This window comes from Corynebacterium sp. c3Ub_189 (assembly GCF_039907195.1).
Taxonomy (GTDB): Bacteria; Actinomycetota; Actinomycetes; order Mycobacteriales; family Mycobacteriaceae; genus Corynebacterium.
This window is the reverse complement of sequence record NZ_JASBOF010000002.1, coordinates 77,139-99,953: the sequence shown is the minus strand read 5'-3', so window position 1 is coordinate 99,953 and position 22,815 is coordinate 77,139. Positions and strand designations below refer to the sequence as shown.

The 22,815-nt window shown below is 58.5% G+C and carries 23 protein-coding genes and 2 tRNA genes; 13 read left to right on the top strand and 12 right to left on the bottom strand.

Annotation, left to right across the window (positions count from 1 at the left end):
• Positions 1–2 precede the first annotated feature (2 nt).
• The 6 genes from QKD99_RS01770 (at position 3) to QKD99_RS01745 (ending at position 6,328) form a co-directional block, all read left to right on the top strand.
• The gene (locus QKD99_RS01770) at positions 3–1,016 is read left to right on the top strand and encodes an ABC transporter permease (protein ID WP_347950557.1); all 1,014 of its coding nucleotides are present in this window, start codon (positions 3–5) and stop codon (positions 1,014–1,016) included.
• Positions 1,013–1,825, top strand: coding sequence for an ABC transporter permease (locus tag QKD99_RS01765; protein WP_005324024.1), 813 nt, complete (start codon positions 1,013–1,015; stop codon positions 1,823–1,825). Before QKD99_RS01770 ends, QKD99_RS01765 begins: the two co-directional genes overlap by 4 nt.
• Positions 1,825–3,447: an ABC transporter ATP-binding protein gene (locus tag QKD99_RS01760; RefSeq protein ID WP_347950556.1), complete on the top strand. Its 1,623-nt coding sequence runs from the start codon at positions 1,825–1,827 to the stop codon at positions 3,445–3,447. The genes QKD99_RS01765 and QKD99_RS01760 overlap by 1 nt, the downstream gene beginning before the upstream one ends.
• 29 nt (positions 3,448–3,476) lie before the next feature.
• Positions 3,477–4,691 (top strand): alkylhydroperoxidase domain protein, encoded by a 1,215-nt coding sequence (locus QKD99_RS01755; protein WP_347950555.1) that lies wholly within the window; start codon positions 3,477–3,479, stop codon positions 4,689–4,691.
• Positions 4,692–4,756: 65 nt separating this feature from the next.
• On the top strand, positions 4,757–5,473 hold the full coding sequence (locus tag QKD99_RS01750; RefSeq protein ID WP_347950554.1) for an SDR family oxidoreductase: 717 nt from the start codon (positions 4,757–4,759) through the stop codon (positions 5,471–5,473).
• Positions 5,474–5,548: 75 nt separating this feature from the next.
• Positions 5,549–6,328 carry a GntR family transcriptional regulator gene (locus QKD99_RS01745; protein WP_284844189.1) on the top strand — a complete coding sequence of 260 codons (780 nt, stop codon included), beginning with the start codon at positions 5,549–5,551 and terminating at the stop codon, positions 6,326–6,328.
• On the opposite strand, the gene pepN is transcribed toward QKD99_RS01745, so the two are convergent.
• Positions 6,325–8,841, bottom strand: a complete 2,517-nt coding sequence (gene pepN / locus QKD99_RS01740) for an aminopeptidase N (RefSeq protein WP_347950553.1) — start codon at positions 8,839–8,841, stop codon at positions 6,325–6,327. The genes QKD99_RS01745 and pepN overlap by 4 nt on opposite strands.
• Positions 8,842–8,939: 98 nt before the next feature.
• On the opposite strand from pepN, the gene QKD99_RS01735 reads away from it, so the two are divergent.
• A complete protein-coding gene (locus QKD99_RS01735) occupies positions 8,940–9,563 on the top strand; it encodes a disulfide bond formation protein DsbA (protein WP_225746537.1) in 624 nt (207 codons plus the stop codon).
• Here the strand turns inward: QKD99_RS01735 and QKD99_RS01730 are convergent.
• On the bottom strand, positions 9,560–9,964 hold the full coding sequence (locus QKD99_RS01730; RefSeq protein ID WP_347950552.1) for an MFS transporter: 405 nt from the start codon (positions 9,962–9,964) through the stop codon (positions 9,560–9,562). The genes QKD99_RS01735 and QKD99_RS01730 overlap by 4 nt on opposite strands.
• A 116-nt stretch (positions 9,965–10,080) precedes the next feature.
• Between QKD99_RS01730 and QKD99_RS01725 the strand changes: the two genes are divergently transcribed.
• On the top strand, positions 10,081–10,554 hold the full coding sequence (locus QKD99_RS01725; RefSeq protein ID WP_005327249.1) for a ribose-5-phosphate isomerase: 474 nt from the start codon (positions 10,081–10,083) through the stop codon (positions 10,552–10,554).
• 86 nt (positions 10,555–10,640) lie between these two features.
• Here QKD99_RS01725 and QKD99_RS01720 read toward each other — a convergent pair whose 3' ends face one another.
• The 4 genes from QKD99_RS01720 to QKD99_RS01705 form a co-directional block, all read right to left on the bottom strand.
• On the bottom strand, positions 10,641–11,474 hold the full coding sequence (locus tag QKD99_RS01720; RefSeq protein ID WP_347950551.1) for an aldo/keto reductase: 834 nt from the start codon (positions 11,472–11,474) through the stop codon (positions 10,641–10,643).
• 18 nt (positions 11,475–11,492) lie between these two features.
• Positions 11,493–12,125: a hypothetical protein gene (locus QKD99_RS01715; RefSeq protein WP_284767107.1), complete on the bottom strand. Its 633-nt coding sequence runs from the start codon at positions 12,123–12,125 to the stop codon at positions 11,493–11,495.
• Between the two features lie 68 nt (positions 12,126–12,193).
• Positions 12,194–12,886 (bottom strand): nitroreductase, encoded by a 693-nt coding sequence (locus QKD99_RS01710; RefSeq protein ID WP_284868896.1) that lies wholly within the window; start codon positions 12,884–12,886, stop codon positions 12,194–12,196.
• 120 nt (positions 12,887–13,006) lie between these two features.
• A tRNA-Gly gene (locus QKD99_RS01705) sits at positions 13,007–13,081 on the bottom strand.
• A gap of 121 nt (positions 13,082–13,202) precedes the next feature.
• Here QKD99_RS01705 and QKD99_RS01700 point away from each other — a divergent pair.
• From QKD99_RS01700 to tig, 3 genes are all read left to right on the top strand, one after another.
• Positions 13,203–14,027, top strand: a complete 825-nt coding sequence (locus QKD99_RS01700; protein ID WP_284766979.1) for a DUF1542 domain-containing protein — start codon at positions 13,203–13,205, stop codon at positions 14,025–14,027.
• A gap of 134 nt (positions 14,028–14,161) precedes the next feature.
• Positions 14,162–14,235, top strand: a tRNA-Pro gene (locus tag QKD99_RS01695).
• A gap of 90 nt (positions 14,236–14,325) precedes the next feature.
• Positions 14,326–15,684, top strand: a complete 1,359-nt coding sequence (tig, locus tag QKD99_RS01690; protein WP_005324044.1) for a trigger factor — start codon at positions 14,326–14,328, stop codon at positions 15,682–15,684.
• A 173-nt stretch (positions 15,685–15,857) separates the two neighbouring features.
• On the opposite strand, the gene QKD99_RS01685 is transcribed toward tig, so the two are convergent.
• From QKD99_RS01685 to QKD99_RS01660, 6 genes are all read right to left on the bottom strand, one after another.
• Complete coding sequence (locus QKD99_RS01685; RefSeq protein WP_005324045.1) at positions 15,858–16,439, bottom strand: NADPH-dependent FMN reductase; 582 nt, start codon at positions 16,437–16,439, stop codon at positions 15,858–15,860.
• 39 nt (positions 16,440–16,478) lie between these two features.
• Positions 16,479–16,754 (bottom strand): hypothetical protein, encoded by a 276-nt coding sequence (locus QKD99_RS01680; RefSeq protein ID WP_347950550.1) that lies wholly within the window; start codon positions 16,752–16,754, stop codon positions 16,479–16,481.
• Entirely contained in the window at positions 16,735–17,760 is a 1,026-nt protein-coding gene (gene nrdF, locus QKD99_RS01675; protein WP_023020918.1) for a class 1b ribonucleoside-diphosphate reductase subunit beta, read from the bottom strand. The genes QKD99_RS01680 and nrdF overlap by 20 nt, the downstream gene beginning before the upstream one ends.
• A gap of 54 nt (positions 17,761–17,814) precedes the next feature.
• Positions 17,815–20,010 carry a class 1b ribonucleoside-diphosphate reductase subunit alpha gene (nrdE, locus tag QKD99_RS01670; protein WP_347950549.1) on the bottom strand — a complete coding sequence of 732 codons (2,196 nt, stop codon included), beginning with the start codon at positions 20,008–20,010 and terminating at the stop codon, positions 17,815–17,817.
• Positions 20,011–20,060: 50 nt separating this feature from the next.
• Positions 20,061–20,528 carry a class Ib ribonucleoside-diphosphate reductase assembly flavoprotein NrdI gene (gene nrdI / locus QKD99_RS01665; protein WP_005324049.1) on the bottom strand — a complete coding sequence of 156 codons (468 nt, stop codon included), beginning with the start codon at positions 20,526–20,528 and terminating at the stop codon, positions 20,061–20,063.
• A gap of 115 nt (positions 20,529–20,643) precedes the next feature.
• Positions 20,644–21,324, bottom strand: a complete 681-nt coding sequence (locus QKD99_RS01660) for a metal-dependent transcriptional regulator (RefSeq protein WP_284815160.1) — start codon at positions 21,322–21,324, stop codon at positions 20,644–20,646.
• Positions 21,325–21,462: 138 nt separating this feature from the next.
• Between QKD99_RS01660 and QKD99_RS01655 the strand changes: the two genes are divergently transcribed.
• The gene (locus QKD99_RS01655) at positions 21,463–22,062 is read left to right on the top strand and encodes an ATP-dependent Clp protease proteolytic subunit (protein ID WP_049377226.1); all 600 of its coding nucleotides are present in this window, start codon (positions 21,463–21,465) and stop codon (positions 22,060–22,062) included.
• Positions 22,063–22,082: 20 nt separating this feature from the next.
• On the top strand, positions 22,083–22,706 hold the full coding sequence (locus QKD99_RS01650; RefSeq protein WP_005324052.1) for an ATP-dependent Clp protease proteolytic subunit: 624 nt from the start codon (positions 22,083–22,085) through the stop codon (positions 22,704–22,706).
• Positions 22,707–22,815 lie beyond the last annotated feature (109 nt).

The following is a 22,815-nucleotide window of genomic DNA, read 5'->3' as shown; positions in this document are numbered from 1 at the left end:
CCATGAGCCTGAAAACTATTGCCCTGCGCATCGGCCAAGCCGTGCTCGTCATCTGGGCAACCTTCACCCTTTCTTTCATCCTCCTAGCAGCACTGCCTGGTGACGCCGTCGCGACCCGCTATGACAACCCCAACTTGGGGCTCAACGCCGAGCAGCTGGCCACCATCCGCGAGGTTTATGGTGCCGATGAGCCGATCTTAAGCCGCTACTTCAGCGCGCTCGGCGGATTCCTCACCGGTGATTTCGGCTTTTCCGTCGCCACCGGTACCGCCGTATCGGAGATGCTGGCGGATGCCCTTCCTTCCACGCTGGCGCTGGCGGTCTTCGCCTTCCTCGTAGGCGTGGTCTTGGCTTTCGTGGTGGCTATTGTCTCCACCTTGGGCCCATTTTCTTGGCTGCGCAGTTTCTTCCGCAGCTTGCCTTCCGTGATGGTTTCCCTGCCCACCTTTTGGATCGGCATCATTTTGATCCAGATATTCTCCTTTGGCTTGGGCTGGGTGCCGGTCATCGGCGCGAGCGACACCCAAAACCTCATCCTGCCGGTAATTACCCTGGGTATCTTCGTGGCCGCGCCGCTGGCGCAGGTGCTGCTGCGCTCCATCGATGAGGTCATGGATATGTCCTTCGTGCAGGTCGTGCGCGCCAAGGGTGCTAGCGGCGCCTGGTTGTTGTGGCGCAACGTCTTGCGCAACGCGTTGCTGCCGGCGCTGACCATGGCTGGCCTTACCTTTGGTGAGCTCGTCGGCGGCTCAGTGGTGACGGAAGCGGTCTTCGCCCGCCACGGCATTGGCGCGCTGACCGTGGATGCGGTGGCTAACCGTGATACCTCGGTGCTGCTGGCCATCGTGGTGCTTGCCGCCGCCGTCTTTGTCCTTATCAATCTGATTGTGGACCTGCTCTACCCAGTGCTTGACGTGCGCCTGCGCGAGCGCGAGCACGAGGCTGCGCCTAGCTCCGCCACCGCTGCCACCACCGCCGGTACCACCGCAACGAACGAGAAGAAGGTCCAAGCATGAAGCTTAAATCCACACAGCTGAAGCTCACCCCGGGCACCATCATCTCGCTGATTGTGCTGGGCCTGGCGGTGCTCTGCGCCCTGTTCCCCCAACTATTTACCTCCCAGGACCCTAACCAGGGCGGGGACACCACGGCACTGCTGCAACCCAGCTTCCAACACTGGTTTGGCACCGATGCCGTCGGCCGCGATCTCTACACCCGCGTGGTCTATGGCGCGCGCCAATCTCTACTCGGCGCGCTGCTGGCCGTCCTTTTCGGCCTCATCGTCGGCACCATCTTGGGCATCATCGCCGGAGTGCGCCGCGGCTGGGTCGATGCCGTCATCATGCGCATCGTGGATGTGCTGCTGTCCATCCCCGGACTCTTGCTCTCCCTGTCCGTCATCATCGTGCTCGGACACGGCATTTTCAATGCCGCCATCGCCGTAGGTATCACCTCCGTGGCCACCTTTGCGCGCCTTGCACGTTCCCAGGTGCTCAGCGTCGCCGGCTCTGATTTCGTCGAGGCCGCCTATGGCTCCGGCGGTTCTTCCTTCCAGGTGCTCGTGCGCCATATTCTTCCCAATTCACTCACTGCGGTCTTCGCTGTAGCAGCCCTGCAATTTGGCCTGGCCATTTTGCAGCTAGCCACCCTAGGCTTCCTGGGCTATGGCGCACCGCCCCCAACCCCGGAATGGGGCTTGCTCATCTCTGAATCGCGCGATTACATCGCCACGGCCGGCTGGTTGACCATCGCCCCGGGCATTGTGATCGTCGCCGTGGTCCTCGCGGCTAACCACCTCAGCCAGACACTGCGAAAGGCGGCCTAATGTCCCTGCTTAGCATTAGTGATCTATCCATTACCTACCGCACCGCGCACGGTGAGGTAGAAGCGGTAAGCGGCATTGAGCTCGAGGTAAACCCTGGCGAAATGACCGCCATCGTTGGCGAGTCCGGTTCCGGCAAGTCCACCTCCGCCATGGCCGCCATTGGCCTGCTGCCAGACAATGCTTCGATTGTCTCCGGCACCATTACTTTCGACGGCCGCGACGTGACCCAGTATTCCCAAAAGCAATGGCGGGAACTGCGCGGACGCCGTATTGGACTTATTCCGCAGGATCCCAATAACTCGCTTAACCCGCTCAAGACCATCGGTGCCTCGGTGGAGGAAGGCATGGCCATCCACGGGCAGGGCGATAAGACCTCCCGGAAGAAGCGTGCACTGGAGCTCTTGGAGCGCGTGGGCATTGATGATCCGCAGCGCCGCTATCACCAGTACCCGCATGAGCTATCCGGCGGCATGAAGCAACGCGTGCTCATTGCCGCGGCCGTGGCGCTGGAGCCAGAACTCATTATCGCCGATGAGCCTACGTCCGCGCTCGATGTCACCGTGCAGAAGAGCATTCTGGATCTCTTGGATGAAATGCGCGAAGAGCTCACCATGGGCATCCTTTTCATTACCCATGATCTGGCCGTAGCGGGCGACCGTGCCAATAACATCGTGGTGATGGAAAAGGGCACCGTCCGCGAGTCGGGCGTGGCCGCCCGTGTCCTCACCGATCCCCAGCATGCCTACTCCAAGCGCCTGCTTGCCGACGCCCCCTCGCTCACCACCCCTACTTCCTCCCAGGCCGCATCTCCTGTGCGGGCAGCCGCGCCCGCGCACCGCGAAACCTTGCTCGAGGTGGAAGGGTTGAGCCAACGCTTCGGGGATTTCTCCGCGGTGGAGGACATCAACTTTTCCGTGGCCCGCGGCACCACCCATGCATTGGTGGGGGAGTCTGGCTCCGGTAAGACAACCACCGGCCGCGCCATTTCCTTGTTGAGCACGCCCACCTCCGGCAGTATTCGCTTGGGCGGGGAAGACATTAGCTCCGCCCGTGGCAAGCGCCGCCGGGAGCTGCGCCGATCTATCCAGATGGTCTACCAAAATCCCTTTGGCTCGCTCGATCCGCGCTTGAGCATTGGCGATACCATCGCCGAGCCGGTGCGCAATTTCACCGGCGCTTCCAAGCGTGATGCGCGTGCCAAAGCACGCGAATTTCTTGATTTGGTGGCCTTGGATTCTTCCATGGCTTCCCGCCGTCCCCGCGAGCTCTCCGGTGGTCAACGCCAGCGCGTGGCCATCGCCCGCGCCATGATCATTGAGCCCGATCTCGTGGTGCTTGATGAGGCCGTGTCCGCGCTCGACGTCACCGTGCAGGCGCAGATACTGCGCTTGCTCGACGAGCTGCAGCGCGAGCTGGAGCTTACCTATATCTTCATCTCCCACGATCTGGCGGTAGTCAACCAAATTTCCGATACCGTCTCCGTGCTCTCCCACGGTACGCAAGTGGAGTCTGGACCTACCGCGCAGGTCTTTGCGCACCCAGAAACCGAGTACACGCGCCAGCTCATTGACGCCATCCCTGGCTCCCGCTATCGTGCCGGAGACTTAAACTTGGGGCTATAACCGCGCCCCAGAAAGGTTGGACTGAGAATATGACCGACATTATTAATGAACTCTCCCACGCCAGCGCCGAGGTGCAACAGCTGCGCCGTGCGCGCCACGATGCGCAGGACAATGCGCAACTGAGCTTTAGCGCTTTGCTCGAGCCAGCAGAACCAGGCGAGTTCTCCTATACGGAGCGCTATGCCGTAGCGGCTTTTACCGCTGCAATCTACCGGGCAAGCGAGGCTGCGGATTTCTACTTCGACTTGCTGGAAGATGAGGCCGACGAGGACCTTGTTGCCGCCGTGCGCGCCGCGAGCCAGCGCGGTGTGTCCACCGGCCCGTATCACCAGGGTGATTTCCTTATCTTCGGCGATACCGCCGCGGAAGCCGCGCTGGGCACGCGCCTAGCTGCGGCCTTCGATTGGGCGCACCTTCTGGCTTTCCACCCCAAGGATGCCTCCCCGCAGGCGATAGGGCACCTCGATGCCGCAGGATGGTCCGCTACGGAGATCGTCAGCCTGTCCCAGCTGGTGGCATTTTTGGCCTTCCAGCTGCGCGTGGTCCACGGCCTGCGCGTGCTTTCTGGCGAGGATCCCGCATCCCACCCCGCAGCCCAGCGCGCCGCCGGCGTGGCCGATCCGGGTTGGGAGGTAACCGCGAACACGTTGCAGCCCAATACTGTGCTGCCGGACCACTTTGTCAACCACTCCCTGGGCTGGAAGCCCTGGGTGGAGGCGCTGGCGAAGGAGGATTTCACCGCGGTGCATACTGATGCTCTCATCAAGCCAGAGCGTATCGATTCCGAGTACTTCCGCTTGCTCGCCCGCGACCCTGCGGCCTTGAAGGCGCGCACGCTGACTGACCTGGACATTTTCTATAACACCGAAGGTGGGCTCTCCCGTGCGGACCGCGAGCTCGCCGCTACTGTGGCTTCGCGCTACAACGGCTGCGAGTACTGTGCCTCCGTGCACCAGGCGCGGTGCGTCCAGGAGGGCGGCGACCGTGAAATCGTAGACCGCCTCTTGGACGAGGGCATCGACGCCGATCTTGGCTCAAAGGAGTGGGACCTTATCCGTCGCGCCGCCGTGGCGCTGACGGAAACCCCCTTCGCCTTCGATGCGGCACTATGCGCGGACCTGCGTGCGGCCGGATTCGATGATCAGTCCATCTTGGACCTCATCTACGCTTCCTCCTTCTTCAACTGGGCTAATCGCTTGATGCTCACCTTGGGCCAGCCGGACGTGCCTAAGCGCTTCCGTTAATCGGCTACCGCCGGTGACTGCTCCGGTGCGGCGCTTAAAGCAAAGGATCCCTATGATGGGGCGGCATGACTGATACAAAGAATGCCACCGCACCAGCACACGCGGAGAGCGAAACCCCGCAGAAGGTCGCCGTTGTCACCGGCGCTACCGGCGGCATGGGCCGCGAAATCATCGCTGACCTGGCCGGTGATTACCATGTGTACGCACTGGGGCGTAGCGCGGCGGATCTGCCCGAATCGGACTCCATTACGCCGGTAGCCATCGACCTCGTCGCCGGCCTCGATGAAGGCATGAAACTGCCGGAGCTGGACCGCGTGGACGTGCTCGTCCACGCTGCTGCACGAGCTACCAAGTACTCCGTGGAGGAAGCCACGCCGGAAAATTGGCGCGCGCACATGGACCTCAACGTGCATGCCCCTGCAGAACTGACCCGCGCCTTGCTGCCGCAGCTGCGCAAAGCGGAAGGCACCGTGGTCTTTATTAACTCTGGCGCTGGACGCCACAGCTACGGCGATAACGTCATCTACGCGGCGACCAAGCACGCGTTGTATGCACTCGCCGATGGACTGCGCATCTCTGAGCCGGGAATCCGCGTATCCACCGTGGCTCCAGGGCCTACCGATACCCCGATGCTTAAGGGGTTGCAGGATTATGATCCCTCCCAGGTTATTGCCCCGGCTGAGGTGGCTCGTGCCATTCGTACCGTGGTAGAGGCAGGCCCCACCACTCAGCTGACGGAAATCCAGGTCAGGCCGCGAATCGAGTTACATCTGCGCAAGTAGGAACGCAAGTAGTGGTAATGGACATCACACATTAATGGGTTTGGTTTCCAGGGGTGTCCATTACACTCGGGGGCTGTGAATTCCCAAAGCCGAAAGCGGCCCGCCTATCTCCGTATCTCGGATGCCCTACGCGATAAGATCGAACGCAATGAATTAGAACCCGGTCAGCGTTTTCCTACCGAACGCGAATTGGTCCGGGAATTTCATGTTGCGCGCATGACCGTGCGCCATGCTTTAGACATATTGGAGGTAGAAGGCCTCATTGACCGCCGCCGCGGGCGCAGTGGTGGCACCTACGTGCGCACGGTTCCCCCTACACTGAGCCTGACCAACAAGGACAATATCGTCACCCAGCTGCGCGAGCGCGGGCACGACACCGCCGTACGCGTGGTCTCCGTTAACAAAGCCCACGTGCCCAAGCATGTGGCAGCGGTACTGGGTGTTAGCGATTCCACCTTTGCGTGGGATATCAAGCGCCTCTATACCGTCGATGGCAAGCCCGTCATCCTTTCGCGCTACACCATCCCGGTAGATATGGCTCCCGATCTCAATCAGCACGATCTGCGTGAGCCCATCATGGAAATCCTGGCTGGCTACAACCTCAAGCCCGTCTTTAAGCGCGAGAGCATGCGCGCCGCTACCGCTCGCACCGAAGAGCAGAAACTTTTGCACGTGAGCCGATCGCATCCGCTGCTTCGGTTCGTGCGGCTGTTAAAGACTAAATCGGGCGCGGTCTTTGCCTATATTGAAGAGTCGCTGCGCTCTGATATCGCCAACGTCGAGGTGGTCCTGGGTGAGGATCCCGCGCCGCAACCCCTACCGGGCCAGGGCAACGGCGCGGGAAAGCCGGCTTAGCTAGCGTCTACCTGGCGGTTGCGCAGCGCGCGGGACACGCGGTCACGCTGCTCGGTGACCGTGCGGCGCAGACCACCCGGCAGCTCCTTCTTCAAGAAGGCATCGGCGCGGTCCAGGCCCTTGTGCGTGATATCCCAGGAAGGGAAGAGACCCGTCACGGTGGTCAGCGCCACCTCGGAGGACTGGGAAGACCATACCTTTTCTGCGATGTCGAAGAACTCCGCGGTGGGCAGGAATTCATCGCTATGCGGGTAGAGCAGGCCTTCCAGCTTGGAAGTGAGCTCGCGGTTGGTGAGATTTCCCGCCACGATTTCTTCCCATACCGCGCGCTTGTTCTCGGCGGTTGCCACGGCTGCGCGGGCACGCAGCGAAGAGTAGTAGCCGGTGGCCGAATTATCGCGCTCGAGTTGCGCATCCGCGGCAGCGGGGACGTCCTCTATCGCGCCATCGGCGGCAAGTGCCGCCAGTGCGGACCAGCGCAGTCCCGCATCCGCGGAGGACTCGAGCACGCCGCGCAGATAGTCGCGCGCACTATCGTGCAGGCGAATCTTCGCCAGTGCCTGGGTGCAGATGATGGAGCGCTGGACATCGGGACTGTGGGCGCCGTCAAGGAGGGCGTCGGCAAGCAGGGTGCTCTGGGCGGCCCACTGTGGATCGGCATAGTTCTTCAGCGCGCTAGAGGCCTGCAGGACAATGCGTTCGAGGACGGCGAGCTCCGTCTCCGCCTGCATGCCGCGGGCAACCAGCTGGATGAAATCGCGGGCCCGCATAGTGCCGGCGCGGGTCATCTCCCAGGCGGTGGACCAGCACAGGGTGCGGGCCATGGGATCGGCGAACTTATCAATATTGTCCAGCAGGAATTGCAGGGAACCCGCGTCCAGCTCGATGAGGCAATAGGTCAGGTCATCGTCGTTGGGTAGGAGGAAGTCAATGTCTGCCAACTGGCGGCCGATGAGCTCTGGAATCTCGGTGGTAGCGCCATCGATATCCATCTCGATGCGATCGGTGCGCACCACCTTGCCGTCCTGCAGGTTATACAGGCCTACCGCCACGCGGTGGGTGCGCAGGGTATCGCCGGCCTGGGTGAGGTAAGCATGGGTAATCGTGCCAGACTCATCCGCATTGAGCGCCACGCTGAGCGTATTGATGCCGGAGGTCTTGAGCCACTGTTGCGCCCAGAAGGAAAGATCGCGGCCGGAGGCCTCTTCTAGGTGGCGCAGCAGATCATCAAAGGTGGCATTGCCCCATGCATGGGCGGCGAAGTGGCGGCGCACACCGGCGAGGAAGTTGTCGCGGCCGACATAAGCCTGCAGCTGCTTGAGCACCGAAGCGCCCTTGGCATAGGTGATGCCATCGAAGTTTTGCTCCACCGTTTCGATATCGCTGGCGTCGGTGGAAATCGGGTGGGTGGTCGGCAGCTGATCCTGCTGATAGGCCCAGGATTTTTCCACATTGGCAAAGGTCACCCACGCGGTATCGTATTCGGTTTCCTCCGCCTGGGAGATGGCGGCGGACCAAGTGGCGAAGGACTCGTTGAGCCACAGATCGTCCCACCACTGCATGGTGACCAAGTCACCGAACCACATATGGGCCAACTCGTGTAGGACGGTATCGGCGCGGCGCTCGTACTTGTAGTGCGTGGCCTGGGAAGTAAAGACGTACTCATCGCGGATGGTAACGCAGCCGGCATTCTCCATCGCGCCGGCGTTGAACTCCGGCACGAAGATCTGGTCATACTTGCCAAAGGGGTAGGGGAAACCGAAGTTGCGGTGGTAGAAATCAAAGCCCTGCTTGGTCTCGGTAAATAGGCGCTCGGCATCCAGTGCGTGGGCGAGCGAAGCGCGGCAGTAGATGCCGAGTGGCACCTCGAGTTTTTGGGCCGGCTTGCCCTCTGGGTGCGCGGTTAGCTCGCCGTGCCAGGTATCGGTGACCTCGTGGTACGGGCCGGCGCACAGGGCTACCAGGTAGGTGGACAACGGATAGTCAATAGCCGTGCTGGCTACATCGCCTTCCCAGCTCACGGGGCCATTGCTAATGATGGTCCACTCTTCGGGCGCCTTGAAATGCAGCGCGTAGGTGGCTTTCATATCCGGCTGGTCAAAGCAGGCGAAGACGCGCTTGGCATCGGCGGTTTCGAACTGGGTATAAAGGTAGACCTTGTTATCGGCAGGGTCTACAAAGTGGTGCAGGCCCTCACCGGTGCGGGAGTACGGGATCGTGGCGGTGACTTCCAGTGTGTAATCGGCTACCTGGAGGCCAGACAGGGGAATGCCGTAGGTGGGGTTATAGGAATCAGTGGGCAGGGGATTGCCGTTGAGGCGTACCTCCTGGATTTCCTCGGCGCGTAGATCGATAAAGGTGGAGCCGATCTCTCGCGAGGTAAAGCTCACCTTCGTGGTGGACAGGAAGTGGGTGTCTGAATACTTGAGGTCTAAAGTGACATCGTAGTGGTCCACCTCGATCATTCGGGAGCGCTGGGCAGCTTCCTCGCGAGTCAGGTTTATAGAGGTCATAGCCTATATTCTCCTTCTAAGCTGAAAAATAGTTCTGCATCCACAGTAGTCGTGCACCTAGGCTGGTGGGGCAAACTTTTTCAATCAAAGGAGTATTCATGGCTGATGCAGTAAAGTTCTGGTTCGACGTATCCTGCCCCTTCGCTTGGGCTACCTCGCGCTGGATTAAGGAAGTGGAAAAGGTACGCGACATCGAGGTCGAGTTCGAGCCGATGTCCCTCTCCGTGCTCAATGACGGCCGCGATCTTGACTCCACCTACATGGACATGATGAAGGCTAACTGGGGTCCAGCCCGCGTCTTTGCCAAGGTCAAGGCCGAACGCCCTGAGAAGGTAGACGAGCTCTACACTGCGATGGGCACCCTGGTTCACGCCAAGGGCAATGGCGGGCGCACCGGCTTTGGCGCTTATGATGACATCATCGCTCAGGCCCTAGCGGAGGTGGACCTCCCAGCAGAGTTCGCCGAGGTAGCCAATACCGAGGATTATGACGAAAAGCTGCGCGAGTACCACCACAACGGCATTTCTTCTGTGGGTGATGAGGTAGGCACCCCGGTTATCAAGCTGGGTGATACCGCCTTCTTCGGCCCAGTCATTACCCGTATCCCTACCGGTGAAGAAGCAGGCGAGCTTTTCGACGCCTCCCTGCGCCTTGCCCAGTACCCCTACTTCTTCGAGCTCAAGCGCTCCCGCACCGAGATGCCGCAGGTGGAGGAAAACTAAGCGGTCTTTTTACGTCGGCGCAGCTGAATTGCGGCGCCGACACGCAGTGCGATGGTCAGTGGGGTCAAGATGAATGCCGGCAGACCTGCGATATTGATAGAGGGAAGTTCCATGCCGGCCCGAAAGTCGTCCCACGCGACTAGCGCCCAGGATGCCCACGAGGCTCCAGCGAGAAGCGCGATAATGCCGGCCGCAATCGCGCCCCCGTTGGCCCGCGGGTTCCCGCGCACCTTTTGTGCAATCCACCACACACCCAGGCCTAGGTGAGCCAAAGTGGCAAGAATGCTCGTGATAAGCGGGAGGAGGAAGCCTCCGGCGCCGGAAACCTGAACACCAAGCAGGATGATGCAGGCGAGAAGGCTCCCGCCGTAGAGCGCGAGGACCGGTTTGGTTATAGGCATGACTTTCCTCCTTTATAGCGATAGTGGTTGCCCGCGAGCTTATCAAGACAATGTAATACGAAACAGGGTGGGCGCTAAGCCTCCTCAAGGCGCGCCGGGCCGGTAGGATGTGGGCCATGCGCGTATATCTAGGAGCAGACCACGCAGGTTTCGAAACCAAGAACCTGATTGCTGAACACCTCACCAAGCAGGGCCACGAAGTCATTGACTGCGGAGCCCATACCTACGATGCCGAGGATGATTACCCGGCATTTTGCATCGAAGCGGCACAACGCACCGTCAATGACCCAGGCTCCCTGGGCATCGTGCTTGGTGGCTCCGGCAACGGCGAGCAGATTGCCGCCAATAAGGTCAAGGGTGCTCGTTGCGCACTGGCGTGGTCCGCAGAGACCGCCCGCCTTGCCCGCGAACACAACAATGCCCAGCTCATCGGCATCGGTGGTCGTATGCACACCGAGGAGCAGGCACTGGAAATCGTCGATGCTTTCCTGGACCAAGAATGGTCCCGCGCGGAGCGCCACCAGCGCCGCATCGACATCTTGGCGGAATACGAGCGCACCGGCATCGCCCCAGAGCTGCCGGAGGCCTAAGCCACGAGGAATAAACGCCGCGGACCAAAGCTGGTTCCGCGGCGTTTATTTGTGTGGTTCGGCCGGCTTGGCCGAGGCGCTAAGGCTTAAGCGTCATTCATGTCATTCGGGTGCGGACCGCCGCGCCCCTCTTCGCCCTCATCCAGGGCGGTAATGGCAGCCATCTCGTCCTCGGTGAGCTCGAAGCCAAAGACGTCGAAATTCTCCGCGATGCGCGATGACGTGGCGGACTTAGGGAAGAGGATGACGCCATTCTGCAGGTGCCAGCGGATGACGACCTGCGCTGGGCTGACATCGTGCGCCGCAGCGGCGTCGGTGACCTCGGGCGCGTCCAAGATATCGCTCTTACCCTGGCCCAAAGGCCCCCATGCCTCGATAGCTACGGTGTGGGCGCGGAAAGCATCCAGCTCGCGCCACCGCTGCAGGTAAGGGTGAAGCTCAACCTGATTGACCGCCGGCTTGACGTCGGTCTTGAGCTCCAGCTCCTCCAAGTGTTCCAGCTCAAAGTTGGAGACGCCGATGGACTTTGCCTTGCCCTGCTTCTGCAGCTCAATGAGCTGCTGCCAGGCCTCGACGTAGGTTCCCTTCGCCGGGGTGGGCCAATGGATGAGGTAGAGATCCACATACTCTAGGCCGAGCTTTTCCAAAGACTCATCAAGTGCTGCGGCGGCATCGGTCTGGCGGTCATTCCACAACTTGGTGGTGATAAACAGCTCCTCGCGCGGGATGCCGGAGTTGGCAATAGCCTTACCTACGCCTTCTTCATTGCCATAGATTGCGGCGGTATCGATATGGCGATAGCCCACCCGCAGGGCCTCGGCTGCCAGCTCTTCGGTCTTGTCCGGGTCCATCTGGAATACGCCAAAGCCCAGCTGCGGGATGGTATTGCCGTCATTAAGAGTGATGTTAGGTACGCTCATGCGCCCCAGACTACCTGCCTACTGCAGCGGGCCGAGCGTGATGAATTTATTCCACGTCTCCCACTCATCTTGGAGGCGGGCGCGCTCATGGGGTGGGGTAGCGGTGCCGTCGATAAGCGCGGCATCAATCATGCGCACGCCATTGTCAAAGAACAACGCGGCGTGCCCCGAGGCGCCATGGCGCAGCACCGGAACCAGGTTCAACCCATCGAAGGACAGGCGGGCATTGGGCCGCACATCCAGCCCGGCAATGGCGGCGAGGGTAGGAGCCAAGTCAATAGGGGAGACCAGCTCGTTATTCTCCCCGCTTTCCGCCACACCCGGCCACAGCACCGACATTGGGGCATTTCCGCCCAGCAGGGAGCAGACGGCAATGACGCCTTCAACCTGGTCGAGTTCCTCCAGGCTGGGCTGTTCTAGGAGGCGAAAGACGTCTTCACCGGCCGGTTGCGTGTCTTCGCGGACCTCATAGCCCACCCCAGCAAAAACCTCGCTGATGCGCGTGGTGGCCTGGCGCTGCGGGTACTGGCCGGTCAGGGTGCCGCGGCGGGAGTCCGCATACGTTTCCGAAGGCACCCACGTGTTTTTAAACCGAACGCCGCGCAGTGCGGTCTCAGGCGCATGGTCAAAGGTCGCAAGAGTGATATCCATGGACTCAATTCTATGCTTGCCGACGCCCCCTTCGGCCAACTTTGCCCACACAAATCACCGCCGCGGTATTAATCGAGCTCTAGTCCCTCGATGCCGTGCACCGTCACGGTCTCTGAGAGCGGCGCGCGGCCCGGAGCCGTGTTAAAGACTGGGCTAGATTCATCGGCCGTACCAAAGGTAATGGCGGTGACCAGTTTGTAGTCCTCATCCACGCCGAGGAATTTACGTGCGGTTGGCGCAATCAGGGAAATCATGCCTTGCGGGATGCCGTGATAACCATGTGCCTCGAGGGAAAGCAGGAAGTTTTCGGTGTAGGTTCCCTGGTCAAAGGCGGCGCGGATGCGGTCGCCCATCGGCGGGATAAAAAGCAGTACCGCATGGGGTGCGCCAAAGAAGCGCAGGTTTTCGCGGATGAACTCTACGCGGCCTTCTTTATCTTCGCGCTTAATGCCAAGCAGCCCGTACATTTTGGCGGCCAGTTCTTGGGAACGCTGGGGGTGGATGCCCTCACCGTAATCGGTGGTGAAGTCTGGGCTAAGGCCGTTGGTATCGAATTCCTTAATCAGCGCAGCGCTGAGCTCCTTGAGCTTTTCCCCTCCCACCACGTGCACGTGCCACGGCTGGGTATTGGAGTTGGACGGTGCGGATTGAGCATCCTCCAAGACCTGCTTGATGTCTTCTACCGGCATGGGTTCCGGCAGGAACGCACGGGGAGAATGGCGGTTGCGGATAAATTCGGAATACTTATTGGTTGAAGTCATGCGCGCCACCCTACACTTCGCCGCATGTGTCCGCCGTAAACCATGTGGGTCCAGCGGGGATGGGCGGGACTGGAGTAAGTGGAAAACGAAAAATCGCCCACCTGAACGATGGGCGAAAAATGGAGGGAATGACGGGAATCGAACCCGCGTCTTCAGCTTGGAAGGCTGAGGTATTAGCCACTATACGACATTCCCACAGCGCGCTATTGAACGCTGCGCCATACTTTAGCGCACGCGGGGGCAAAAATGAAAATAGGGAACTAGGGTGGCGCTTGAGCCGTTGTTACAAGAGGAATGGCCCTACCAATAGAAAGCGATGATCGTAGTGGAAATTTTGCTCCTTGTGCTGGCAGTGGGCGGAGGCGCGTGGTTTATGTCTTCGCGCAACTCCCAAAAACGCCGCGAGGAACGAGAAGCGCAGCAATTGGCTGATGCACAAGCTGACGCTCGCCGGTGGATTGAACGCCTGGGTGGCCAAGTAATGCAGATTTCAGGCACAGACTCTGCCTCCCAACAGGCAATGGCCGATGCGTCCGAGCGTTTCACGGCAGCTAACTCGGCGATTTCACGCGCCACCACCGCAAAGCAGGCGAACCTAGCGCGTGAGTCCGCTTTGGAAGGCATGCATTATGTGAATGCCGCGCGCGAGATTATGGGCATGAACCCGGGCCCAGAGCTGCCACCGCTCGAGGGGCAGCGCGCCGCCGGCAAGGTGACGGAAAAGCGCACGGTGGAAGCGAATGGCCAGCAGATCACTGCTTCGCCGTACGCCTCCGCGGATACCCCGAACTACTACCCAGGCGGAACCGTGGCCGGCCGTCCGGTTCCGGCGGGTTGGTATTCCCGTCCGTGGTGGGCGGATGCTTTGCAGACCGGCGTGTGGATGGTGGGCTACTCCATGATGTTTAATGCCCTATTCTCCGGTATGTCTGGCATTGGCTATTCCGCGGCCGCTGCTGAAAGCGGCGACTGGGGTGGCGGTGAAGGCATGGGCGATGCTGGCGACATGGGTGGTGACGCTGGCGATGCTGGCGGCGCCGGTGACATGGGCGGCGGCGATGACGGCGGCGGCCTGTTTGATGGCCTTGGCGATGGTGATGGCGGCGGATTCTTTGACGGAATGTTTGATTTCGATTTCTAGCCGCATGGCTGTCAAAAGTGGCCTCTGTGCTGCGTTGATTCCATTAGGTGGGGGTCCGTTTAGGAGATTTAAAACGGACACGGTACACTGTCTCAGGTATGCAACGCAGCCAAGGCAACTTGGTGGCCTACATACGGGGCGTGGCGCAGTTTGGTAGCGCACCTGCTTTGGGAGCAGGGGGTCGCAGGTTCAAATCCTGTCGCCCCGACGTATGGGGGTCTGGAAATGCCCTAATAAGGATTTCCGGACCCCCTTTAAGTTTATGTACGTAAAACAATGAAGCCAGGGAGATTCACTCGTGAAGACCACCGTAGACAAGCTGAGCGATACCCGCGTTAAGCTCACCGTCAACGTTCCGTTTGCGGAGCTGGACCAGGAAATCGATCAAGCTTACGCGGCAATCGCGCAGCAGGTTTCTATTCCAGGTTTCCGTAAGGGCAAGGCACCGCGCCAGCTTATTGATGCTCGCTTCGGCCGCGGCCCCATCCTGGAGCAGGTTGTCAATGACATGCTGCCTTCCCGCTACGAGCAGGCAGTCAAGGAAAACGATCTGAAGGTCATCGGCCAGCCGGACGTTGACATTTCCAAGATCGAGGACAAGGACTTCGTGGAGTTCACCGCAGAGGTTGATATCCGCCCTGAGTTTGAGATTCCGGACTTCTCCAAGATCTCCGTTACCGTCCCGGCCCTGAAGGCTGACGAAGAGGACGTCGACAAGGCTCTGGAGGAGCTGGCAGAGCGCTTTGGTGAGCTCAAGGACACCAAGCGCAAGATGAAGACCGGCGACTACGCCATCATCGACATCACCGCTGAAATTGACGGCGAGAAGATCGAAGACGCTTCCACCGAGGGCCTTTCCTACCGCATCGGTGACGATGACCTCATCAAGGGTCTGGATACCGCCCTGCGCGGCATGAAGACCGGCGAGGATAACGAGTTCACCTCCACCATCCAGTCCGGCGAGCACAAGGACGAAGAGGCCACCATCAAGGTCCACGTTCAGCAGTCCAAGGAGCGCAAGCTGCCGGCTATGGACGATGAGTTCGCTCAGATGGCTTCTGAGTTCGACACCATGGACGAGCTGCGCGAGTCCACCAAGACCCAGGTGGAGGAGACCAAGAAGGCTGAGCAGGCTGCACAGATCCGCGATGAGGTTCTGAAGTCCGCACTGTCCGAGGTTGAATTCGAGCTGCCGCAGTCCGTAGTTGACGAGCAGGCTCACTCCCAGCTGCACCAGATCCTGGGCCAGCTGGCTCACGATGAGAAGGCACTGGCTCAGCTGCTTGAGGCACAGGGCACCTCCCGCGAAGAGTTTGATAAGCAGACTCGCGAGCAGGCAGAAGAGTCCGTACGCACCCAGCTGTTCCTCGACGCTGTAGCAGAGAAGGAAGAGCCGGAAGTTTCCCAGCAGGAGCTGACCGACCACATCCTGTTCACCGCTCAGTCCTACGGCATGGACCCGAACCAGTTCATCCAGCAGCTGCAGTCCAACGGCCAGATCGCTAACCTCTTCTCTGACGTGCGCCGTGGCAAGGCACTGGCTGCCGCTATCTGCCGCACCACCGTCAAGGATGAAGAGGGCAACGACGTGGACGTTGACCAGTACTTCGGTGAAATCGAAGAAGAGGACGCTGCAGAAGCTTCCGAGGAGAAGTAATCTCCCGCTTGTAACGCGCTGCTGCCACATGTGTGGTGGCGAGCGCGCATGAAACCCCGGATTCAGGTAACTCAAGGATGAGCCTGAATCCGGGGTTTGTGTCATTGTGAACGCCCTCTAGGAGTCTTTGAGTACTTCGAAGAGGGCGTGATGTGTGTTGGCTGGGGATACCGCTAGCCGTTCTTGGCTCTAAAGGCCTCGTCGGTCAACTGCAGGAAGCGCATAACGTAATCCTTGACAAAGTCTGCGGTACGTTGATTGAGATGTCCGGACTCTTCGAAAAGGGTGGGGGATTGGCCCAGAAATACTTCGGGCTGACCAGGGAGCGGCATGTCGAAGTAGGACAGAGCGAGGCGAAGGTTCTTCTGTGAACTGTAGCCGCCCATGCGGCCTACAGAGTGGCTAATGATACCTGCGGGAAGGTTCTTCCACGCCACATCTGAGTTGGGTTTAGAGCCGATGTCCACTGCGTTTTTGAGGCAGGCAGGGATAGTGCGGTTGTTCTCTGGCGTAATGAAGAGGATCCCGCTCGAGTTCTTGATGGTCTCGCGAAAGGTGGTGTACTCAGCCGGAGTGGGCTTGTCCGTGACGGCGGGGTCATCGTAGTCGAAGTCATAGAGCGGCAAGTCACGGATTTCCACGATGTTTGCCTCGTAGCCTTCAGGGATCATCGTGAGCACCTCGTGTGCAATCTTGCGTGCAAATGACTCTCGGCGCAGGCTGCCGACGATAACGCTGATACGTGGGGTGGTCATGGTAAACCTTCTTTCTTAGTTGGGTGTAGGGAGACGTGGTCAAGGGAGAAAAGGCTTGCAGCCAAAGGCCGGTGGTGGGCCGGCAGCGTGGGCGGCGGTGAGGAAGCCATCTACTTTGTCTCCTTCTTCATGGCGGAAGTACAGTTCGATGAGTCCTAGAAGCCCCCCGAGGACGGCCTCTCGTGCGGCGGATGTATTCAACAGCCGCATGGCTGCGGGTTGGTTTCCTTCGCGGATGGCTTCAAACAGCGCGATGGTCTCAAGCCAGCTTCCTTGGTCCGGTCGCGGAAAAGTTTTAGAAATCCCAGTCATCATCACTCGTTTCTTCAGCAGTACCAATGACATAGGAGGAACCAGATCCGGAGAAGAAGTCATGGTTCTCATCTGCTCCGGGGGCTAGGGCCGCGAGGATTTCTGGGTTCACTTCCGTTTCTTCGGGCGGGAAATAATCCGGGTAGCCCAAATTCATGAGTGCCTTATTGGCGTTATAGCGAACGAACACGGCTACATCATCCATGAGTCCCAAAGGCTCATATAGCTCGCCGGAATAGTCCAGCTCTAGTGCATAAAGCTCTTCTAGCAAAGAAATGGTGAAATCATGCATCTCCTTCTGCCGTAGCGGGGTCGTGGATTCCAGACCGCGCTGATATTTGTAACCCGAGTAGTAGCCGTGCACTGCCTTGTCACGCAGAATGAGGCGGATCATGTCTGCCGTATTTGTCAGGGTGGCGTGGACAGAAAAGTGCAAGGGAAGATAGAAACCCGCGTAGAGAAGCAGCGAGGAAAGCAACGTCGATGACACCTTGCGTTTGAGTGGATCCGGCCCAAAATAGTGCGCGAGAACTTTCTTGGCGCGTGCCTGGAGAAGGTCGTTATTCACCGCCCAGCGGTATGCTTCATCAATTTCCTTTGTACTGCTCAGGGTAGAAAACACTGAAGAGTATGAACGGGCATGGACTGACTGCATGAAGGCGATGTTGGTATACACGGCCTCCTCGTGTTCGGTGCGGGCATCTTGAATCTGACAGATTTCACCCACGGTGGCCTGGACAGTATCCAGGGTGGTGAGTCCCGTGAACACCCGCATGGTGAGGTTGCGTTCCTCGGGTGTCATCTTCTGCCACGCCGGGAGATCATTAGAAAGCGGGACCTTCTCTGGCAACCAAAAGTTGGCGGTTAGACGGTTCCACACTTCAAGATCCTTGTCATCGCTCACCCGGTTCCAATTGATGGCGCGGATGCGGGCTGAAGGATCATGCCGGTAGCTCGGCGGAGTAACTGAAATGCTGGTTAGTTCAGCACTATTCGATGTTGACGACATAGCTTCTTTCTTTCTCAGTGAATGGTTGTGGACAAGGGGGGGAGGACCGTGCTCCTACAAAGCACAGGAGACGCAGCCTTCGACCTCGGTTCCTTGGAGCGCGGATTGGCGTAAACGGATGTAGTAGAGGGTCTTGATTCCGGCTTTCCAGGCATAGATTTGTGCCTTGTTGATGTCCCGCGTGGTGGTATCAGCGGTAAAGAACAAGGTCAGGGAAAGCCCTTGGTCCACGTGTTGGGTGGCCATGGCGTAGGTGTCGATGATTTTTTCGTATCCCACGGCGTAGGAGTCATCGAAATACTCCAGGTTGTCGTTGGTCATTTCCGGCGCGGGGTAGTACACGCGCCCCAAGCGGCCTTCCTTGCGTATTTCAATTTTGGAGGCAATTGGGTGGATGGACGCGGTGGAGTCATTGATGTAGGAAATTGATCCAGTGGGTGGAACTGCCTGCAAGTAGGCGTTGTAGATGCCGTCTTGCATCACTTGATTCTTGAGCCGTAGCCAATCCTCGCGTTGAGGGATCTGCACGCCTGCTTCGTGGAAGAGCTGTTTTACGCGTTCAGTGGCTGGCGCCCAGTCTTGGTCGATGTATTTGTCAAAGTAGGCGCCAGTGGCATAGGTGGATTCTTCGAAGCCTGTGAATCGTTGACCTTTTTCAACCGCGAGTGCATGGGATGCGCGGAGCGCATGGTAGGTCACCGTGAGGAAATAGATATTTGTAAAGTCCAGTGCCTCGGCGCAGCCATAAGGAATACGCTGTGAAGCAAGGAAGCCGTGGAGATTCATTTGGCCCAGACCAATGGCATGCATGGAAGCATTTCCGTGAGCGATGGAGGGAACAGCTTCGATATTCGTCAGGTCTGAAACCTTCGTGAGGGCACGCACTGCGGTTTCGACGGTCTCCCCGAAGTCCGGCGATTCAAAAGCCTTCGCAATGTTGAGCGAACCTAGATTGCAGGAAATATCCTGGCCAAGGCTGGTGTAGTCACCCGAAGCTCCGTAGGTCGATGGCGTGTTGACCTGGAGGATTTCGCTACACAGGTTGGACATATTGATATGTCCTTTGAGGGGATTAGCGCGGTTGACCGTATCCTCAAAGAGGATGTAGGGGTATCCGGATTCAAACTGAAGCTCAGCCAGCGTGGTGAAAAACTCGCGGGCCTTAATGGTCGTGTGAGAGATTCGCGGATTGGCAACCAGCTCGTCGTAGTACTCGGTGATGGACATGTCAGACATGGCTACGCCGTACTCGCGAGCGATGTCATACGGGCTAAAAAGATGCATATCCTTGTTCTCTTTGGCCAGACGGAAGGTTATATCTGGAATAACAACCCCCAGCGAAAGAGTCTTGATGCGGACTTTCTCATCGGCATTTTCCCGCTTGGTATCCAGGAAGCGAAGAATATCTGGATGGTGCGCATGCAGGTAGACGGCTCCAGCGCCCTGCCGGGAGCCCAATTGGTTGGCATAGCTGAAGCTATCTTCGAGAATCTTCATGACTGGGACTACGCCGGAAGCCTGGTTCTCAATCTTTTTGATCGGGGCTCCGGATTCGCGCAGATTGCTCAGCAACAGGGCCACTCCACCACCGCGCTTTGATAGTTGCAGTGCAGAGTTCACGCAGCGGCCAATGCTCTCCAAATTGTCTTCGATTCGCAGGAGGAAGCAGGAGACCATTTCGCCGCGCTGGGCTTTGCCTGCGTTGAGAAAAGTAGGGGTGGCGGGCTGGAAGCGTCCGGTCATGATGTCATCCACCAGCTTTTCTGCGAGCTCTTCGTCGCCCTGTGCAAGGTATAAAGCTGTGGTGGCGACGCGTTCTTCGTAGCCTTCTAGGAATCGGGAGCCATCAAAGGTTTTCAGTGCATATGAAGTGAAGAACTTAAATGCGCCGAGGAAGGTGCGGAACTGATGCTTAACTCGATGTGCTCTGTCGTACATGGCGCACAGAAAGGCGTCATCATAAAGCTCAAGGAAATCCCGCTCGTAGTACTCGTTATCAACCAACCATTCCAAGCGTTGCTTGGTGGAATCGAACTGATGCATGCGGGGAGCGACATGGTGCGTGACATAGTCTTGTGCTGCCTGAATGTCCTTGTCAAACTGGATTTTTCCAGAAGCGTCGAACAAGTTCAGCTGCGCGTTGAGTGCGTGGTAGCTCTTGCGCTTGCCGACACCGCCGGCATTGTCTGCTGAAGCGGTGCGGGGCGTAGCGCCAATAGTCTGTGTGGGGGTGGCATCAAGAGGCCACATTGTGTTTTCCAATCTGTGTGATGCGGATGTGTTCTTCATCTTGTGGGGGATTAATGGGGTGTCATCGTTAGCTGCTTTTGCTGCTCCCAAAACTTCTGAAGGCCCTGCTTTACGGCGGCGATGTCCTTCTGGGTGCCGAGAAGCTCGAAGTGATACAGCTCCGGTACGTGGCACTTGGCGGAAATGATGCGTCCGGCGACGCAGTAAGCACTTCCGAAGTTGGTATTCCCTGAGGTAATAACGCCCCGGATAAAGGAGCGGTTGATTGGGTCATTGAGGAAGTCGATGACCTGTTTGGGGACTGCGCGTTTGAGCGAGCCGCCGCCGTAGGTGGGAACGATGAGTACGTACGGGTGTGAAACCTGGATCATCCCGGTTTTCTTGGGGCGCAGTGGAATGCGCACCGCGGGTCTATCTAAGCGTTCGACGAATCTTTTCGTGTTCTCTGAAACGCTGGAAAAGTACACCAAATCTGGTGAGTCTGACATGGCAATCCTGCTCATCCTGGCCTTAGCCATAAGTGGGGTAGGTGATATTCGAAAAGACTAACTACGCAATGCCGTAGTTGCAACTACGGTCTAACGTAGTTTTGAAAAGGGCAGGTGAGAGCAGGATTAATGCAAAGGGGAATGTCTAAAGGTTGTGGTGTGCTACAAACACTGCGTCGGTAGCTGGGCGTCCAAGTACTACCCACTGAGTGCCGCCGGCCACCTGTATTTCGAGAGAATCTGAAAAGGGCGCTCCCTCGCGCGTGCTAAGAACAGCCCCAGTGACAATGCCGCGCTCTTCAAGGAACTTCAGCAGTTGTGGGTCGGAATCAGAAATGCGTTCCACGGTCACCCGCGATTGTGCACCGCTGTCGGTGAGGCGATGCGCACTGGGGATGGTGATCTGTCCATCAACCGTAGGGATAGGATCGCCGTGCGGATCCCTAGTGGGGTAATCAAGGAACTTATCCACACGTTCTATGAGCATGTCAGACACCGCGTGTTCGAGATTTTCGGCTTCATTATGGACTTCGTCCCAGGTGTAGCCCAATGCTTGAACCAAAAAAGACTCAAGCAATCGGTGACGGCGCACCATGACCAATGCGTACTGCCTGCCAAGTTCGGTTAACTCCACAGAGCCATAGGGCGTGTGTGACACGAGCCCTTGCTTCGCCATTTTGCGCACTGCATCGGAAACCGAGGAGAGCTTGAGTCCCAGCTGTTTCGCTATAAGCGTGGCGGTAACGGGCTCGGATGACCATTCCTTTAGCCCCCAGATAGCTTTCAAATAGTTCTGGGTACTGGTGGACAGCTCGGAAACAGACATGAGTAAATGTTAACCCAGCTTCCGTGTGCGCCTTTGGCGCTGTGGCCCAACGCTCATAGCGAACAGAGGCCAAGTTTGAGAGGAATGCCGGTAAGGTGGGGCCAGTTAAAGCATTCTTCACTTGAAGGAGAACCACTAATGTCTGAGAAGATTTCAATGAACTCGTCGTCTACGGGTATGAATCTGAGCGATAGCGTGTACGAGCGCCTGTTGCGCGAGCGCATTATCTTCCTGGGAACCCAGGTCGATGATGAGATTGCGAACAAGCTGTGCGCCCAGATCCTCCTGCTGTCCGCCGAGGACCCCACTCGCGACATTTCGCTCTACATCAACTCCCCGGGTGGCTCTGTCACTGCGGGCATGGCTATTTATGACACCATGAAGTACTCGCCGTGCGATATTGCCACGTACGGCATGGGCCTGGCTGCCTCCATGGGTCAGTTCCTGCTTTCCGGCGGCACCAAGGGCAAGCGCTTCGCGCTGCCGCACGCACGCATCATGATGCACCAGCCTTCTGCCGGTGTTGGCGGTACCGCTGCGGATATCGCCATTCAGGCTGAGCAATTTGCTCAGACCAAGCGCGAGATGGCCGAGCTCATTGCCGAGCACACCGGACAGACCTTTGAGCAGATCACCAAGGACTCCGACCGTGACCGTTGGATGACCGCCCAGCAGGCCAAGGACTACGGCATTGTTGACCACGTCATTGAGTCCGTCAACGGCCCGCTGAGTAACTAGGGAATAAGGAGAAAATCACTATGAATCAGTCCCAGATGCCAAGTTCCCGCTACGTTCTGCCGTCCTTCATTGAGCAGTCCGCACAGGGCACTAAGGAAACCAATCCATATTCCAAGCTTTTTGAAGAGCGCATTATCTTCTTGGGCACCCAGGTGGATGACACTTCCGCAAATGACATTATGGCCCAGCTGCTGGTTCTGGAGAGCCAGGACCCAGACCGCGATATCACCATGTACATCAACTCGCCCGGTGGTTCCTTCACCGCGTTGATGGCTATCTATGACACCATGCGCTACGTTCGTCCCGATGTGCAGACCGTGTGCCTGGGTCAGGCTGCTTCCGCCGCCGCTGTGCTCTTGGCTGCGGGTGCGCCGGGTAAGCGTGCCGCGCTACCTAACTCCCGTGTGCTCATTCACCAGCCGGCAACTCAGGGTACTCAGGGTCAGGTTTCTGATCTGGAGATTCAGGCCGCCGAGATTGAGCGCATGCGCAAGCTGATGGAAACCACCCTGTCTGAGCACACCGGTCGTACCGCTGAGCAGATCCGCATTGATACGGATCGCGATAAGATTCTGACCGCTCAGGAAGCCGTTGAATATGGCATCATCGATACGGTCTTTGATTACCGCAAGCTCAACGCTTAATTTGGAATAACTCATTCTAGGTAGCCCCTGCCGCTCAACCGAATTCCGGTTGTGAGGCAGGGGCTTTCAGCATTGTAGGGCAGGGAAGGGGCAATGCCCGGTAATTCTT